Genomic DNA, 15,152 nt, shown 5'->3' with positions numbered 1-15,152 from the left:
GATAATCCTTCGGGTGAGTTGGTCAAAGAGAAAGGAATAAGATCAATGTTAAACGTCGAAGAAAAGCTGGCAAAATCACTAACGGCAGAGTCCATCGAGTTGATTCCATACCTGCCATATCTATTACAGGACTTATGGGAACTGGGTGCATCGCCAAATGATATCATTGATATGACCTTGAAGCATGTCCCGGTATCAGAAAAAATGCGAGTGCTCGATTTAGCTTGCGGTAAAGGCGCCGTGAGTGTTCAGTTAGCGAAGGCCTTGGGCTGCAGAGTAACGGGGATTGATATCATTCCGGAGTTTATTGATGATGCAATTAAAAAAGCTCAGGAATATGGGGTTGAGAGCTTGTGTGAATTTAAGCGCGGAGATATAAATGAAGCTGTAAAGACTCAAAAAGAGTATGATATCGTTATTCTGGGGGCAGTCGGAGATGTACTGGGGAACCCCGAGCAAACAATACAAAAGCTAAAACAGACAGTGAAAAATAGCGGCTATATTTTCATTGATGATGCGTATGGAAATAATGATTCCGATGGTCGATACTCGACCAGAGAACAATGGCAGTTGTTCTTTAAAAATGCACAGCTAAAGATTATTGATGAAAGAATTGCCAAAGAAGAGGCAATAGTAAGCACGAACGATGAGCAACAGTCGTTCATCGTAAAGCGAGCAAATGAACTAAAAGAAAGCCATCCGGCTAAAGCATTCTTATTTGATAATTATATTAAAAGCCAGCAGTCTGAGTGTGATGAGCTGGAAAATGAAATAGTTGGGGTTACGATGTTAGTGAAAAAATCATCATAATTATCGGGATCAAAAATACCCCAGTAAAAATACTTTGTTAAAATATGGTTTATAGTGATGCGAAAAGTGTTGAATAGGTGTATAATATTATGAGATCATATAATAAGTGGAGGTGTATTTATGAATTTGGCACAGTTGGAACGAATGAAAAATGATAGTGGTTTTATTGCAGCACTGGATCAAAGCGGAGGCAGCACACCAAAAGCACTGGCAATTTATGGCATTCCAAAAGAAGCTTATGCGGATGAAACTGAGATGTTTCAAATGGTTCATGAAATGCGAACGAGGATTATGAAGAGTCCGGCGTTTACCAAAGAAAGAATTCTGGCGGCAATCTTGTTTGAAAAAACGATGGATCAAAAAGTAGATGGAAAATATAGCGCCGATTATCTTTGGGATGTTAAGGGAATCTTACCAATTTTGAAGGTTGATAAGGGGCTGTTGGATTTAGAGAATGGTGTTCAATTAATGAAACCCATTACTGATCTTGATGCCTTACTCATTCGCGCGAAAGATCGACATATATTCGGAACGAAAATGCGTTCTGTCATTAAAGAAGCCAATCCGGCAGGGGTCAAAGCCATTGTCGATCAACAATTTGAATTGGGTAAAGCCATTGCGGCGGCAGGGTTGATTCCGATTTTAGAGCCAGAGGTTGATATTCATACACCCAATAAAGCTGAAGCCGAAGTTTTACTCAAACAAGAAATCCTTGAACACCTGAAAACGTTGGACACGTCTAGTCAGTTTATGTTTAAACTCACGATTCCCGATGTTGATAATTTTTATGAAGCGGTTATTCAAAATCCAAATGTTATCCGCGTTGTTGCTCTTTCCGGTGGCTATTCCAGAGAAGCAGCCAATGAAAAATTAGCTAGAAATCCAAAATTGATTGCAAGTTTTTCCAGGGCACTAACCGAAGGGCTCAAGGTAAACCAAAGTGACGAAGAATTTAACGCGGTATTAGATCAATCGATTCAATCGATTTATGAAGCCTCGATTAAATAAAAATACAGATAAATAAAAAAGACGGCAACAAATCTTTAAATGATAGATTTGTTGCCGTCTTTTGTCTGTGGATAGCTAATCTGTTCATTTCCTTATCTAGCAGCCAGAAATGGTTTGTTTTGCGGTGCTGTGTCGTAGAATAAAGAGGTGCTGATTTTAGATAAGCCCACAAGTGGTTTAGACAACGAAAATATATACCATGCGATACAATGATTAGATGTTGTGAAGATCCGTTATTAAACCACCTGATGCTTGCAATAGGTGCGGATGGAAAGGAAAAGGAAAACAGGAATTTCAATTACCGCGGCCGCGATTATGACATAAGGGGTCCAAAGGCTTATTGAACCAATATGCAGGTAATTAAAGCTCGTGAGTTGATAAAGCAAGCTGTTTTGCATACCGATTCCCGCAGATGGTAAAATAAAACTAAGCCAATTAGCGCCAGCGGAATACGTGAATATCGGTAACAAACATAGCCCAATGGCAATTAAGATGACAGAAAGCGAATCTTTAAGTTTGGCAGATATAAACAATGTAAAACTAATGGTTGCCAGCAAAGAAAGCAATCCTCCGATTGCTAAAACGGCTTGAAGCTGTCCTAAATTAAGCGCCGGCAGACTGATAACAGAATACAACATTTGCATCGACGTTTCCATACACTCCAGCCCAAACGCAAGGTCTGAAATCAGTAAATGCAAAGAAATGCATAGGATAAATGCAGCACAAAAAATGGTTAGAGCGGCGAGTATTTTTACGATTGCTAATCGTGAATGCCCATATTTTGTGCAGCGCAAGATACTGTCCGAACCGGTTTGGTAGTCATTAGAAAACGTCGGTGCGGCAGCGGCGGTGCAAAGAATGACAAGGATAAAAATAAAAAGCACCAGGTGATCAAAAGCGTCCCTTGAATATCCGGCGTAAAGCTGAAAGGGCGTTTTTACTTGTGCGTATTTTTGCAAAGCCTGTTCCTGTGCAGTGGGATACTTCTTTTGCTCCATTTGCATAATGTCTTTTAGGTGTTGTTCGGTTTGTTCATAAAATCCGTCTAATTTATCCGGGGAAATAGCCATCAAATTTGTTCCCTGACCGGTTTTGGGGTCGGAAAATGCTTCCGGTAGCCTTCCTAAAAGCGCTTCAACCGGAAATACCGTTTCCAGATAAAGGACGACCGGAAACTCTCCGCTATAAATGCTTTCCTCTCCATATGGGGAAACAGCGTTTTGGTAGAGGTTTAAAGCATTTTTGAGTTTTTCGGGAGTAACTTCTCCGTTATGAATAGAGCGAAGCGTTTTTTTATAGGCAATCGCTTCTCGGCCATCTAACGTTACCAATTTACCGTTCTCGTCTGGTTGATTGATCGATTCATACATAACTGGAAGCCAAGCCATTAGCACAGACATTGCTAACGCAATAAGCAATAAAATGATGACACGGCGTGACTTAAGCACGCGCTTTACTTCAAGACAATAAATACGCAGCAATTATTTTACCTCCTTACTTGTTTCCTGTTGTGGAAATAACCATAGATATAAATCCTCCAAACGGGGCGGAGCCAGTACAGAATCACGTATTTTCGCTTCATCGGCCAGATAGCGGATGGATACCTGATTATCATCTTCACTGCGTTGATTGATAATGCGTAACTGCATTTCATAGATGGGCATTTTGTCAGCGGGCACCGTACAAGTCCAAACTTTTTTCGCGACTTGTTTTACTAATTCATCGGTTGTGCCGATATTAAGAATTTTCCCAGCTTTCATAATGGCGTTTTTAGTGGCGATATACTCAATATCGGAAACGATATGCGTTGAAATAAGGACAATGCGATCATGCGAAAATTCCGAAATAAAATTTCGGAAGCGAACCCGCTCACCAGGATCAAGACCGGCGGTCGGCTCATCCATGATCAGAATTTTAGGGTCATTGAGCATTGCCTGTGCAATTCCTACGCGTCGCTTCATCCCGCCGGATAGTTTAATAATTTTTTTGTTTTTTACATCAGAAAGGGTGAGGGTGTCCAGCAGACTGGTAATCTTTTTACTCGTTTCTTTTACCGGAACAGCCTTAAGTGCGGCGATATACTCCAAATAGTCTTTCACCGTAAAATCTTGAAAGAAGCCAAAGTCTTGCGGTAAAAAGCCAAATTGGCTTCTGTATTTTTCGCCGAGATCACAAATATTTTTTCCCTCAAAAAAAATCTTCCCATGGGTTGGTTCCATGATCCCCGCAATCATCCGCATAAGCGTCGTTTTTCCAGCGCCATTGGCACCAAGCAGACCCCATACGCCTGGGGTGAGGTTTAAAGAGACATCATCGACTGCAGTTTTATTCTTAAACTGCTTACTAAGGTTTGTAATGTTCAGTTCCATACCGGTTTCTCCTTTTTAAAAATTACAACGACAAACGTCCTTGTTCAGTATCTATTGTACTGAACAAGGACGTTTAAGACGTTAAGATGAACCGGATAAATACCTAAGAAAATCCTAATCTTTTATTGATATCTGCTTAAGATAAGAGCGGCAGTGACACGGTCAAGGTCGTTGTATCATCTTCGCTTTGGCCAGTGATCTCACCACCGTGTAAATGAACGATTTCCGCTGCGATTGACAGTCCCAGGCCTGCGCCGCCAGTGTCAGATTTGCGAGCATCATCTAAACGATTGAATAGTTCAAAAACAGTTGACAACTTATCGGAGGGAATGGTTTTACCGTTATTTTTAAATGTAACAACGATGTTTTCCTTCTCTTCCATTGCGGAGATAAGAATTTCCGTATTGGGATAACTGTATGCGACAGCATTTTTAAGAAGGTTGTTAAATACTCGGGCTAATTTTTCAGGGTCGGCATAAACACTTAGATTCTCATTTGCACAGAGGATTGCTGAATTTCCCTTGGCAGACAAGGCGGGATAGAATTCATCAATTAACTGTATCAGCAGATAGTATAGGTCAGTATGCTCTTTACTTATTTTGATTTGTTGCGTGTTGTATCGCGTAATCTCAAAAAACTCATTGATAAGTTTTTTAAGTCGCTCGGCTCTTTTCAGTGCAATGCCCAGATATTTTTGCTTTTGTTCAAGTGGCATATCAGGCGCTTCATCAAGCAAACTTAAATAGCCGATAACTGAGGTTAGCGGTGTTCTGATATCATGCGCCAGATACATCACCAATTCGTTTTTTTTATTCTCAGCTTCTTTTATCGTCTGCTGATTTAACAAGATCGACATTTTTATTTGATTCATTTGTGTTTCGATATCTTTAAGTGGTTCGGACAATTCAATTGTCCGATCATCTTGCTGATAAACAGTTTTAGTAGCATCGATGGTTTCCTGCAAATACCCCCATGGCTTTTTCCAATAATGATGGAAAATGGCCAAAAAACCGATAACCAGATATAAAAATAGATAACATCAATTCGTAAGTAGAACCATAAAAAAAATGCATTTGAAAGCTGCTGACTAAAAACATAGTCAGCGACTAAGGTTAAGGCATAGCCGGTCAAAGTATAAAGTGTCAGAGTAATGTACAGCTTAAGACATAAAGTTTTTTCTATTGAATGATTCTTCATCACGATCACCTTCGTTTTCACGATCCTTTCTTAGTCAGATTTTATACCCCACTCCCCAGATCGTTTTAATATATTTTGATTGATCAATGGTATCGCCTATCTTTTCACGCAAATGACGGATATGAACCGTAATGGTATTATTGCTTTTGCTATAATATTCATCCTGCCAAATTTCATGGAACAATTCCTCGGCACTTACCACGGTGCCTTTGCGTTCCATTAAAATTCGGAGAATCGAAAACTCTGTAGGCGTTAAACCAACGGTTCTCTCATTCAACAGGCATTCATGCGTTTTGGTATTCAATTCCAACCCGGAGTAGCTAAGAACAAAACGTGTTTCTTCAAGGGCTTTCGCCGAATTGTATTTTTTATATCGGCGGATTTGGGCTTTTACCCTGGCAACCAATTCAAGGGGACGAAATGGTTTCGTAATATAATCGTCAGCGCCGAGTGTTAAACCCGTGATTTTGTCGGTTTCTTCGTCCTTGGCAGTCAACATAATAATCGGGAAAGTAAACTGCTCCCGAATTTTCTGGCACAGTGAAAACCCGTTTATTTCCGGCATCATGATATCTAAAATAGCCAGATCAAGTTTGGTAGTTTCGGTGCAAGCCAAAGCTTCCTTTGCAGAATAGTACTTAAATACAGTATAGTTCTCATTTTGCAAATAAACTTCGATTAAATCAGCGATATCGTGTTCGTCATCGACGACAAGAATGTGATCATTCATAGAGATGCTCCTTTCTGGTATGTCAGGGATTAGTTTATTGTATCATAGCAAGTTTCACTAATTATGAATTTTAGCATCAGAAGTTACTAAGATTTTCATAAGATTTTAAAAATGCCAACCCGTCTAGATTTTGTGTGAAGTGTTATGAAACTTGATGCTTAGCAAAAATGGTATGAGATACAAAATAGCTAACCACAATAAGGATAATTGCTACGGGTATCGCCCATATGGCATAAAGCATACCGTTGTTCATTTGTTCAACAGACATTATGGAAGTGTACTGCGTATGATAAAGTGGCATCAGAACAATAAGCCTAAACAGCGAACTCGTTTCGGATATCGGCAACATAATCGGCAATACATAAATAGCTACGGACGCTACTAACGCAATCATTTGATTTTTACAAACAGATGATATCATTAGGGTAATACCTGTAACACTGATTGCACTGGTAAATGCCAACAAAACTTGATATTTAAGCACCGCACTACAGGTAATGTTAAACGGAATATATCCCTCCACAAATTCTTGAGGCGCAAACAGGATACTGCAATCTAATCCTTCTGCACCATAAACAACACGAGCAAAACCGGCATTAAAAGTGACAATCAAAACGGTTATAAGCAAAGCAGCAAGCAGACTTGCTATAATTTTTGCTGTGGCGCATTTCGTTTTTCCATATCTGCTTGTCAAAATGATATTATCGACGCCACCGTATTCGCCGGAAAAAACGGGTGCGACCATTAAAATGATAACGAAAGAAAGGACAAGGATAATTTTCGCCATGTTTTGACTTGTATTGAGCCAACCGCTTACATAGCCTATTTTTATTTCTTCATCGCCTAAAACATCCAAAACGCTCAATCCGTTCCAATTTCCGCTCATATCTGAAAACCGAGCAAAAGCTGCAGACTGCATAGCATTTTGATAAAGATATTTCGCATTCATTCCATGCAAATCATGGGTAAGCTTGAAGTCAGCCATCATTTGCTGTACTTTTTCATCAGTTAGAATGCCCGCGTAGTTCGCTGCAATGGTTTTATCAATTTCGACAGCAGCATGACCGCTTCCTTCATTATTTTTACCATCAAATGAATACATATTCTGCAATGTAGAAAAGGAAAGGATAACAGACAGCAATAGTACCAGGATAATAGAAATCACCGTAAGCCGATTTGTCAGTATTTTTCGCAGCTCAAACTTGATTAAATTTTTCATGATTCATTTGCTCCTTTAAAATAGTAAAGGTACAAATCTTCCAATGTAGGCGGTACCGGTACCGCATTGGCCAGAGGTTGATGATCTGCTATCACGCGCAGCACCGTACAATTATTTTCCGTGTTTCTCAGGTTGCTAACATTAAGCGTTTCGGTGTACGGCTCCGTACAATTAGTCGGCACTGTACATTCCCACACTTGTCCATCAATTTCTGTGGTTATCTCATTCGGCTTCCCAACGTGAAGAATCTGGCCGGATCTCATCATTATAATTTCTTCAGCGATAAACTCAACATCAGAAACAATATGCGTAGACAAAATTACAATCCTATCTTTGGAAAATGCACTAATCAGATTACGGAAACGGACACGCTCTTTTGGATCAAGACCTGCTGTTGGTTCGTCTAATATCAAAATACGCGGATTGCCCAGCATAGCTTGTGCGATCCCTAAACGCCGTTTCATGCCACCAGAAAAGGTCTTAATTCTGTGGCGGCACTCTTTTGTTAAATCAACTGCCGCCAATAACGCGTTTGATTTTCGCTTTGCTTGTTTTTCGCTCAAGCCCTTTAATGTGGCAACATACATCAAAAAATCAAACGCGGTAAAGTCAGGATAATATCCGAAGTGTTGTGGAAGATACCCCAACACGTTTCGATATTTTTCACCTAAGTCCGATATACCTTTGCCATCCAAAGTGATTTTACCGGAGGTTGGCACTTGAATGTTGCACAGTAGACGCATAAAGGTGGTTTTTCCTGCGCCGTTTGCACCAAGTAAGCCGTAAACGCCGTTTAATAAAGTAATGTTCAAATGGTTAATGGCTGTTTTTGAGCCGAATTGTTTGGTCAGCTCGATTGTTCTAAGTTCCATAAAAAACTCCTTTCGTTATTGGGAGTAAAAAATACTCTCCATGTGTTTACATAGAGAGTATAAAATACAATGTTCAACTTTTTATCTACAAAGGTGGAGTTTTGAAAAAAGCCATTACCTTTGCACCAACCGAAAGATTTTCAAGTTTAAGATAGCCGCCATGATGTTCGCATAGCATTTTACAGAGATAAAGTCCAAGTCCAAAATGTTCGGAATGATTTTTTTCTTCAGTAAAATATGGATTTGTTGCTTGCTGTATCGTATTTTTACCAAAGCCCTTGCCATCATCAGACACCGACAGCAACAGACCGTTGTGCTTTTCTTCAAACGTCAGCGTGATTGTGGAAACGGCGTAGCGGAGTGCATTTGAGATTAAATTATAGCTAACTTGCGAAATAAATGACCGATCAACAATAAAGGACATGGAGGTGGTGTTTTTTTGAAGGAGAAGCTGCTTGCCGTTTTGTGAGCAAAGCATATCAACATTTTCAGCCAGAGAATATAAAAATTCAGGTAATGATATTTCACGATATTCCGGCTGTGCGTCTTCCAATCGCTGTAAGCGGCTCATACTGTCAACGTAGCGCTCTAACCGGAATATTTGCTTACCCATTGTAATGGCAATTTCTTTTGTTATCGCGTCATTACTGGTTTGTAACATTTCGTCGTAGCCTTTTAGTACCGTAAGCGGAGTACGCAGATCATGGGCGAATGCTGCGTTAAGTTGCTTGCGTTCTTCAGCCTGTCGCCACATTTCGGAAAAATTATTGGCAAGGGTGATCCGCATGATTTCAAAGGAAGCGCAGAGTTGGCCCAACTCGTCTTCACTGCTATAATCAACCGTAAAATTTAAATCACTCGTTGTAATTTTTTCTGATGCCGCTCTTAACGCTAGAAGTGGTTTTCTCAATTTGTTCTTATAAAAGAGCAAAGCCGCTATGATGATTGATAATGCAGAATAAAGAGGCGTTGCGATAATTGGAACAAGTTCATATATGGATACTAAGCGTTCATCCAGCATGGATAATGGAGAGGTTTCGCCGCCGATATAAGTCCCCTCACCTAACTGCTCCCCATTTTCGTTAGTCAGGTAGTATTTTTCTCCTGTTGGAGGATATGAATTCTTAATATTTGAGGTGGCATTATTACATAAAAGAGAAGTACCTATGCTTAATACAAGCGCAATGACAGCGAACACAGAAACATAAAGTACAAGGCTTTTTCTTAAAGACAACTGATGCAGAATTTGTTTTATCTGATCCATTTATAGCCACACCCCCACACTGTTTCAATATATGTATTTTGTGTATATAACGCAATTTTCGTTCGTATTCTGTGAATATGTTCGGCTACTACACTACTGTCGCCCTCGCTGTCATATCCCCAAACGCGTTCATAAATCCGTTCTTTGTCAAAAACCTGTCCCGGATTTTGCGATAGGAGTTCGATAATATCAAACTCTTTTTTTGCAAGCATAACCTGCTCACCTTTACAGAATAAACAACGCGCCGAGAAGTTGATTGTGAGTTCCCCTGAGAACTTTAATTGTGTTTTGAGATTATGGCGAGTTTCGCGACGGAGATGAGCTTGTACTCTGGCCTCTAATTCGACAAGCGAAAATGGTTTGACAATATAATCATCACCACCCACACCAAAGCCCTTTACTTTATCGGCATCCTCAATTTTCGCAGTTAGAAAGAGGATCGGGCATGATACATGATTACGGATACGCTCGCAGACTTCCAATCCGTCTAATCCCGGCATATTGATGTCGAGTAAAATAATATCAGGATTATGTTCAATTTGCTTTAAGCCATCAACTCCGTTTATAGCCGTAAGAACCTGATAGCCTCTGCTTTTAAAGAATCTACTAAGCATGGTTACAATGTCAGGCTCATCATCAACAAGTAAAATTTTGTTTTTCATTTTTCACGCCTCCTTAATTGTTTGAATATAGCAAAAAACATTCAACTATTTATCAACTTTTTAAATTTCTTTTTGCCACTCGTCAGCAGGCATTTCTATAATTAGGGTACCATCCATGTCAACCCCCGTCCTTTGCTAAACAATAGCTCTTTTTAAGTGAACAAGCCTTTGTGAGCTTCGTTTTGGTGGGTGGGACTTTTTGATTTTTTTTCGTCGGGTTAGCGGTGTTAGCTTTTGTGATACTGACTCAAGTGAACTGATTAGACATACTCCATAAGGTTTAGTTTGTCATGGCTCCAACAACATGGTAAAATTAGAAAACCAGAACAATCAGAGATTAAAAAAGAATAAGGCAGGAGAAAAAGTGTCGAAATACCCAATCCATCCGGATTTTAAGAAATATGAAAAAATTCAGACGCCGATAGCAAAAGCACTATTACCGCTGATGAACGGGATCATTGAAACGGGCTTTAACAAACGGTTGCCAGAGCCGGGTGTCCGGGAAATAAGAAAAATGATCCCGGGTTTTAAAAGCGAACCGCTGGAGCTGATAATTTATGAACCAGCAGCGGAAAAAGATCCGTTGCCCTGTCTTATTTATCTTCATGGCGGGGCCTTTGTACTGAAGTCTGCCGCCTTTCATAAGCGTCTGATGGGCGAGTATGCAAAGCAAACCCCTTGTAAGGTGGTGTTTGTTGATTATCGACTGGCGCCTAAGCATCCGTTCCCGATTGGTATTGAGGATTGCTACGCAGCTCTTAGTTGGATTTATCAGAATGCCACCGAAATCGGTGTCGATCCCGATAAAATTGCAGTTGGTGGAGACAGTGCCGGTGGTGCCCTGGCAGCGGCACTCTGCTTGATGGACAGAGATCGAAAAGCGCAAAAACTCTGCTTTCAGATGCTTATCTATCCGGTTACCGATGCCCGGCTAAACACCGATTCGATGAAAAAATATCTGGATACGCCGCTTTGGAATGCCAGACAGAATAAAAAAATGTGGAACCTTTATCTTGCCGACGGGTGTTCGGTGGATCGGGCTTATGCGTCACCCATGGAAGCGGCTTCGTTCTTGAACCTACCGCCGGCTTATGTCGAAGTGGCAGAGTTTGATTGTCTCCGGGATGAAGGTATTCTTTTTGCCAGAACGCTTAAAAAACATCAAGTACCCGTTGAACTCAACCAGACGACCGGTACCATTCATGGATTTGAAATTGCCGAAGACAGCGAGATTGTCAAACAAAGTCTGATGCGGCGGGTTAAGGCGTTAAAAACTGCGTTTGGGATAAGTGAAAAAGGCCGCTAACTGTCCGGGTGTTCTCCAATCATGGCAGATAGGGAACACAATTTGACGGCGGGAGACTAAAATAAGGCTTAAAAGTTATGGGCCTGAATGTTCGTTCAATTAATTTTTTTTACTGGAAACTGGATTTCGGTCAGCCAGTCCGCGGCTGAATCTTTGTTCCAGGCCCCGTCAATGTAGGATTCCCGGGGATGATCGATGATTTCATAGCCGTTGCGTTCCAGCCATTTAAGGATGGCGTTGTAGGCGTTGGGGAACCCTTCGTAAGGGCCCTTGTGAAGCACGCAGGCCGCATTTTTGACCCGATCAATGACCTTGAATTTAAGCATCTCAGAATCTTCTTTTACTGCGGTGACCGCTTCACAAATTTCCACATCGACATCGGTTTCGCGGTATTCACCATCATGATAAATATTAAAACAATATTCAGGGACCGCGCAGACACAGCCGAGTCGTTCCATTTCAGCCCCCATTGGCGGAACCACCGAAAAGAGGGCGTCATAATTGGGAATGGTGGTGCGTAAGGATGCTACAATCACTTGCGGCAGCTCTTTGAGAATAACATGATAGCCTGCGGATTCACCATCATTTTTAACCAGATAAGACTCTACCTGAGACAGCCGCAGAGTATCCTGGGCGATTCTTTTAAGCAGTTCCAGTCGTTTTTGCGTCAGCAGATCTTTCTCCGGGGTGCCGCCCTGGACTTTTTTTATTTCGTCCAGGGTGAAACCCATTTCCCGCAGTGCCAGAATCTGATGGAGAAGCGGCAGCTGCTCAGAGGTGTAATAGCGGTAACCGGTAAATTTTTCTATGGCAGCCGGTTTTAAGAGCCCGATCTCGTCATAATGACGCAACGCCTTGATGGTGACCCGGTTCATTTTTGAAAACAGCCCGATTTTATAATAGATCGTATTTTCTTTTCGTTCACATTGATAGGTTTCGTTCATTGCTTTTCCTTTCTTATTCCCAACGGAAGAATCGCATCGATAGCAGGATGCCCAGAATCAGAGCACCAAATAAAACCAGTAGCGGTACTAAAAGATTCACCTCAAGCCCCAGCGATGAAGCTTTTAGCAGTTTGATCCCCTGGGTCAGGGGCAGAAATCCAGCGACGAACTGAAGCGGTTCGGGGAAGATTTCAAAGGGGATGGTGGCCCCGGATAAAAAAAGCATCGGAAAATAAACCACGCTGCAAACCAGGTTGGCCATTTTAACAGTCCGGCACAGACTGGCAATCAGCAGACCCAAACTGTACATCGACACCATCACCAGAAAGTAAGAGCCCACAAAGAAAAGCGGTGAACCAATCAGTTGATACCCGAAGAAGAGCCGGGCAACGCCGTAAATTAGTAGGGCAGAGACAATCGAAAGCAACATGCAAATGACTGCATGGGTCCATAATAACATCATTGGGCTGACCGGTGTTACAAAAAAATGTTTGAGAATTTTTTTATCGCGGTAATCGGCAATGGTTAGCGGAATCCCCATAAAAGCAGTGGCGCAGATGGCTACGGCAACCAGGGCGGCAAAGGAACTTTCCACCAGCGTATACCCGGCCCCATCCGTCGTCGGATTGTCGCCAGCAATCAAGCCGATTAGCAGCATAATGCCGAGCGGCATGCAGACACCAAAAAAGATCCCGTCGATACTTCGCAGGTTCAGTTTACCCTCAATTTTAAACAAGGTAAGAAATTTTTTCATCAGGCGACTCCTTCCTTCATGACCCACAGATAGGCTTCTTCCAGCCGTTGATGGGGACTATTCTGAATCAGCCGGGAAACCGTATCGGTCACGATCGCGTGGCCCTGATTAATAATGCAGACCCGGTCGCATAGGGCTTCCACCTCATCCATGTAGTGGGAGGTGAGAAAGATGGTGAGCCCTTTTTCCTTTAAATCAGTAAGCACCTGCCAGACACTCCGCCGGGCTTCAGTGTCCAGTCCGGTGGTCAGCTCATCCAGAAAGATGACCTCTGGTTGTGGTATGAGCGCTAACAGAATTGAGAGCTTTTGTTTTTCACCGCCCGACAGTTTGGCAACCGGCTGGCGGGCATACTGATCCAGCTTGAACTGAGTCAGTAAACTGTTGTAATTGGCAGGGTTTTGATAAAGTGCGGCCATTTCCTCACAGATTTCACCAACCCGGATATTGCCCTGATAGCTGGAGGATTGGAGCTGAACCCCCACCCGCTCAAAAAGATGTTTGCGGGCTTTAACCGGGTTTAATCCCAGTACCGCGACCGAGCCGGTGTCAAAGGGTTTAAGACCCAGAATACAATCGATGGTAGTCGACTTACCAGCACCGTTGGGTCCGAGCAAACCAAAGACCTCGCCTTTTTTAACCGAGAAGCTCAGGTTGTTGACGGCTACCCGGTTACGATAGTGTTTGGTCAGGTTTTTTACTTCAATACATGTTTCCATTTATACCTCCAAGTTCTTACTTCACGTTGAAGTATAGGGCCTCCCCTACGGGGAGAGTCAAGTGCGAAAAATCTTTTTAGGACAATATTGAAAGAAACTTGCAAATTTTAAAACGAAAGTGCTATACTATATAAATCAGAATGAGACGCAATTAAGAAAGGATTTATTTTATGCTTTGGAAAGATAAGTACGCGTTGGGTGTGACTGTAGTGGACACCCAGCATCGGGAGTTATTTAATCGGGTTGAAAGCTTTATGCAGACGGTCCGCTCTTCGGAGTCCTGGGACACGAAGATCGAACAGGTCAATGAAACCCTGGAATTTATGAAGGCTTATGTGGTGGAGCACTTTCGCGATGAAGAAGTCTATCAACAACAGATTGGCTATCCCGGCTATGAGGCACATAAGCAGATTCATGCAGATATGGTTAATTATGTGTTGGCGGTTTCTGCTCAGTATGAAAAAAGCGGCTTTGATGAACAATTAATGCAGCAGTTTGCCGGGAAACTTTTGGCGTGGCTGATCAATCACGTTGCTTCAGAAGATCAGAAAATTGCCAATTATGTCTTGGAGACGGGAGGACAACAGTGATGCAGACACAGGTTTACAATTCTTTTCTGGAGGCTACCAGCAATGTTTTTGGACTAATGATGGATCTTACAGACGTTACCGATGCTTTGGTAGAACGCTTCGAGTGTAACGGCGAGCTGGATATTGTCATCGGTGTGATTGGGGATTTAAAGGGAGAAGTGATTTATCGGTTTCCCCATGAGACATCACTGGGGATGGTAAAAATCATGAGCAATATGGAATTTGATGCGGTCGATGAGTTTGTGATTTCGGCAATTTCGGAGATTGCCAACATAATCAGCGGCAACGTGTTGACGATTCTTTCGGAAAAAAATCTAACCTGCGATATTCTCCCCCCGGTTCAGGGAATGGGTAAAGAAAACGCCGACTATAGCCTGCAGAAGATATGCTGTATGACCACGTCAGTGGGTGATGTTGGTCTCGAAATACGTTTGAATCCAGCCAGCTGAGGCGGCCTTCGATAATTTTCTGGTGTATTCTTCATTGGGACTATCAATTTTGGTACGGATAAAGCCCTGCCGGCAGCAAGAAAAGCGGTCAGTCGGCGATATGTTCTAAGCGTAAATATGATTTAAAGCTAAGAAGCTCTGATATATTGTCGGAGCTTCTTTTAGGTCTTAATGAGTAATAAGAATGAAGCAGAAATACGATTGATGGAAGGAGGTATTGTTTTATTATCTTTTCTTTCAGCTGAACCTCTGTTAAAAT

16 protein-coding genes are annotated in these 15,152 nt (G+C 41.9%); 5 read left to right on the top strand and 11 right to left on the bottom strand.

The window, feature by feature from the left end; genetic code table 11:
* Positions 1-45 precede the first annotated feature (45 nt).
* Both ACIZ62_RS17925 and ACIZ62_RS17920 read left to right on the top strand, forming a co-directional pair.
* Positions 46-810, top strand: a complete 765-nt coding sequence (locus ACIZ62_RS17925; protein WP_414150816.1) for a class I SAM-dependent methyltransferase — start codon at positions 46-48, stop codon at positions 808-810.
* Between the two features lie 120 nt (positions 811-930).
* Positions 931-1,818 carry a fructose bisphosphate aldolase gene (locus ACIZ62_RS17920; protein WP_111888648.1) on the top strand — a complete coding sequence of 296 codons (888 nt, stop codon included), beginning with the start codon at positions 931-933 and terminating at the stop codon, positions 1,816-1,818.
* A gap of 236 nt (positions 1,819-2,054) precedes the next feature.
* Here the strand turns inward: ACIZ62_RS17920 and ACIZ62_RS17915 are convergent, their stop codons facing one another.
* The 8 genes from ACIZ62_RS17915 to ACIZ62_RS17880 all read right to left on the bottom strand — a co-directional run bounded on the left by ACIZ62_RS17915 (position 2,055) and on the right by ACIZ62_RS17880 (position 10,131).
* Positions 2,055-3,299 carry an ABC transporter permease gene (locus ACIZ62_RS17915; RefSeq protein ID WP_414150815.1) on the bottom strand — a complete coding sequence of 415 codons (1,245 nt, stop codon included), beginning with the start codon at positions 3,297-3,299 and terminating at the stop codon, positions 2,055-2,057.
* Entirely contained in the window at positions 3,300-4,187 is an 888-nt protein-coding gene (locus ACIZ62_RS17910; RefSeq protein ID WP_111888649.1) for an ABC transporter ATP-binding protein, read from the bottom strand.
* A 136-nt stretch (positions 4,188-4,323) separates the two neighbouring features.
* Entirely contained in the window at positions 4,324-5,151 is an 828-nt protein-coding gene (locus ACIZ62_RS17905; RefSeq protein WP_414150814.1) for a sensor histidine kinase, read from the bottom strand.
* Positions 5,152-5,418: 267 nt separating this feature from the next.
* On the bottom strand, positions 5,419-6,114 hold the full coding sequence (gene vanR, locus ACIZ62_RS17900) for a VanR-ABDEGLN family response regulator transcription factor (RefSeq protein WP_111888651.1): 696 nt from the start codon (positions 6,112-6,114) through the stop codon (positions 5,419-5,421).
* Positions 6,115-6,256: 142 nt separating this feature from the next.
* Entirely contained in the window at positions 6,257-7,333 is a 1,077-nt protein-coding gene (locus ACIZ62_RS17895) for an ABC transporter permease (RefSeq protein ID WP_111888652.1), read from the bottom strand.
* Positions 7,330-8,205, bottom strand: coding sequence for an ABC transporter ATP-binding protein (locus ACIZ62_RS17890; RefSeq protein ID WP_111888653.1), 876 nt, complete (start codon positions 8,203-8,205; stop codon positions 7,330-7,332). Before ACIZ62_RS17890 ends, ACIZ62_RS17895 begins: the two co-directional genes overlap by 4 nt.
* Before the next feature lie 85 nt (positions 8,206-8,290).
* Positions 8,291-9,469 carry a sensor histidine kinase gene (locus ACIZ62_RS17885; RefSeq protein WP_111888654.1) on the bottom strand — a complete coding sequence of 393 codons (1,179 nt, stop codon included), beginning with the start codon at positions 9,467-9,469 and terminating at the stop codon, positions 8,291-8,293.
* A complete protein-coding gene (locus tag ACIZ62_RS17880) occupies positions 9,457-10,131 on the bottom strand; it encodes a response regulator transcription factor (protein ID WP_111888655.1) in 675 nt (224 codons plus the stop codon). The genes ACIZ62_RS17885 and ACIZ62_RS17880 overlap by 13 nt, the downstream gene beginning before the upstream one ends.
* 364 nt (positions 10,132-10,495) lie before the next feature.
* On the opposite strand from ACIZ62_RS17880, the gene ACIZ62_RS17875 reads away from it, so the two are divergent.
* Positions 10,496-11,437, top strand: a complete 942-nt coding sequence (locus ACIZ62_RS17875) for an alpha/beta hydrolase (protein WP_242988506.1) — start codon at positions 10,496-10,498, stop codon at positions 11,435-11,437.
* Between the two features lie 95 nt (positions 11,438-11,532).
* Here the strand turns inward: ACIZ62_RS17875 and ACIZ62_RS17870 are convergent, their stop codons facing one another.
* From ACIZ62_RS17870 to ACIZ62_RS17860, 3 genes are read right to left on the bottom strand one after another with little or no spacing between them, the layout of a single operon-like run.
* A complete protein-coding gene (locus ACIZ62_RS17870) occupies positions 11,533-12,381 on the bottom strand; it encodes a MerR family transcriptional regulator (RefSeq protein ID WP_111888657.1) in 849 nt (282 codons plus the stop codon).
* Between the two features lie 13 nt (positions 12,382-12,394).
* Positions 12,395-13,135 (bottom strand): ABC transporter permease, encoded by a 741-nt coding sequence (locus ACIZ62_RS17865; RefSeq protein ID WP_414150813.1) that lies wholly within the window; start codon positions 13,133-13,135, stop codon positions 12,395-12,397.
* The gene (locus tag ACIZ62_RS17860) at positions 13,135-13,854 is read right to left on the bottom strand and encodes an ABC transporter ATP-binding protein (RefSeq protein ID WP_111888659.1); all 720 of its coding nucleotides are present in this window, start codon (positions 13,852-13,854) and stop codon (positions 13,135-13,137) included. Before ACIZ62_RS17860 ends, ACIZ62_RS17865 begins: the two co-directional genes overlap by 1 nt.
* A gap of 170 nt (positions 13,855-14,024) precedes the next feature.
* On the opposite strand from ACIZ62_RS17860, the gene ACIZ62_RS17855 reads away from it, so the two are divergent.
* Positions 14,025-14,444: a bacteriohemerythrin gene (locus tag ACIZ62_RS17855; RefSeq protein ID WP_111888660.1), complete on the top strand. Its 420-nt coding sequence runs from the start codon at positions 14,025-14,027 to the stop codon at positions 14,442-14,444.
* A complete protein-coding gene (locus ACIZ62_RS17850) occupies positions 14,444-14,893 on the top strand; it encodes a chemotaxis protein CheX (RefSeq protein ID WP_111888661.1) in 450 nt (149 codons plus the stop codon). The genes ACIZ62_RS17855 and ACIZ62_RS17850 overlap by 1 nt, the downstream gene beginning before the upstream one ends.
* The last annotated feature ends 259 nt before the right edge of the window (positions 14,894-15,152 follow it).

The organism is Acetobacterium carbinolicum (assembly GCF_047456275.1).
In the GTDB taxonomy this organism is placed as follows: Bacteria; Bacillota; Clostridia; order Eubacteriales; family Eubacteriaceae; genus Acetobacterium; species Acetobacterium carbinolicum.
Note: the sequence above shows the minus strand (reverse complement) of the source record. Positions and strands in the feature narration are given on the sequence as shown.

Excerpts from the sequence above, each read along its gene's own strand:
- ACIZ62_RS17885 (WP_111888654.1), bottom strand. The coding sequence starts at position 9,469 with ATGGATCAGATAAAACAAATTCTGCATCAGTTGTCTTTAAGAAAAAGC.
- vanR (WP_111888651.1), bottom strand. The coding sequence starts at position 6,114 with ATGAATGATCACATTCTTGTCGTCGATGACGAACACGATATCGCTGAT.
- ACIZ62_RS17870 (WP_111888657.1), bottom strand. The coding sequence starts at position 12,381 with ATGAACGAAACCTATCAATGTGAACGAAAAGAAAATACGATCTATTAT.
- ACIZ62_RS17925 (WP_414150816.1), top strand. The coding sequence starts at position 46 with ATGTTAAACGTCGAAGAAAAGCTGGCAAAATCACTAACGGCAGAGTCC.
- ACIZ62_RS17910 (WP_111888649.1), bottom strand. The coding sequence starts at position 4,187 with ATGGAACTGAACATTACAAACCTTAGTAAGCAGTTTAAGAATAAAACT.
- ACIZ62_RS17890 (WP_111888653.1), bottom strand. The coding sequence starts at position 8,205 with ATGGAACTTAGAACAATCGAGCTGACCAAACAATTCGGCTCAAAAACA.
- ACIZ62_RS17850 (WP_111888661.1), top strand. The coding sequence starts at position 14,444 with ATGCAGACACAGGTTTACAATTCTTTTCTGGAGGCTACCAGCAATGTT.
- ACIZ62_RS17865 (WP_414150813.1), bottom strand. The coding sequence starts at position 13,135 with ATGAAAAAATTTCTTACCTTGTTTAAAATTGAGGGTAAACTGAACCTG.
- ACIZ62_RS17855 (WP_111888660.1), top strand. The coding sequence starts at position 14,025 with ATGCTTTGGAAAGATAAGTACGCGTTGGGTGTGACTGTAGTGGACACC.
- ACIZ62_RS17920 (WP_111888648.1), top strand. The coding sequence starts at position 931 with ATGAATTTGGCACAGTTGGAACGAATGAAAAATGATAGTGGTTTTATT.
- ACIZ62_RS17880 (WP_111888655.1), bottom strand. The coding sequence starts at position 10,131 with ATGAAAAACAAAATTTTACTTGTTGATGATGAGCCTGACATTGTAACC.
- ACIZ62_RS17895 (WP_111888652.1), bottom strand. The coding sequence starts at position 7,333 with ATGAAAAATTTAATCAAGTTTGAGCTGCGAAAAATACTGACAAATCGG.
- ACIZ62_RS17860 (WP_111888659.1), bottom strand. The coding sequence starts at position 13,854 with ATGGAAACATGTATTGAAGTAAAAAACCTGACCAAACACTATCGTAAC.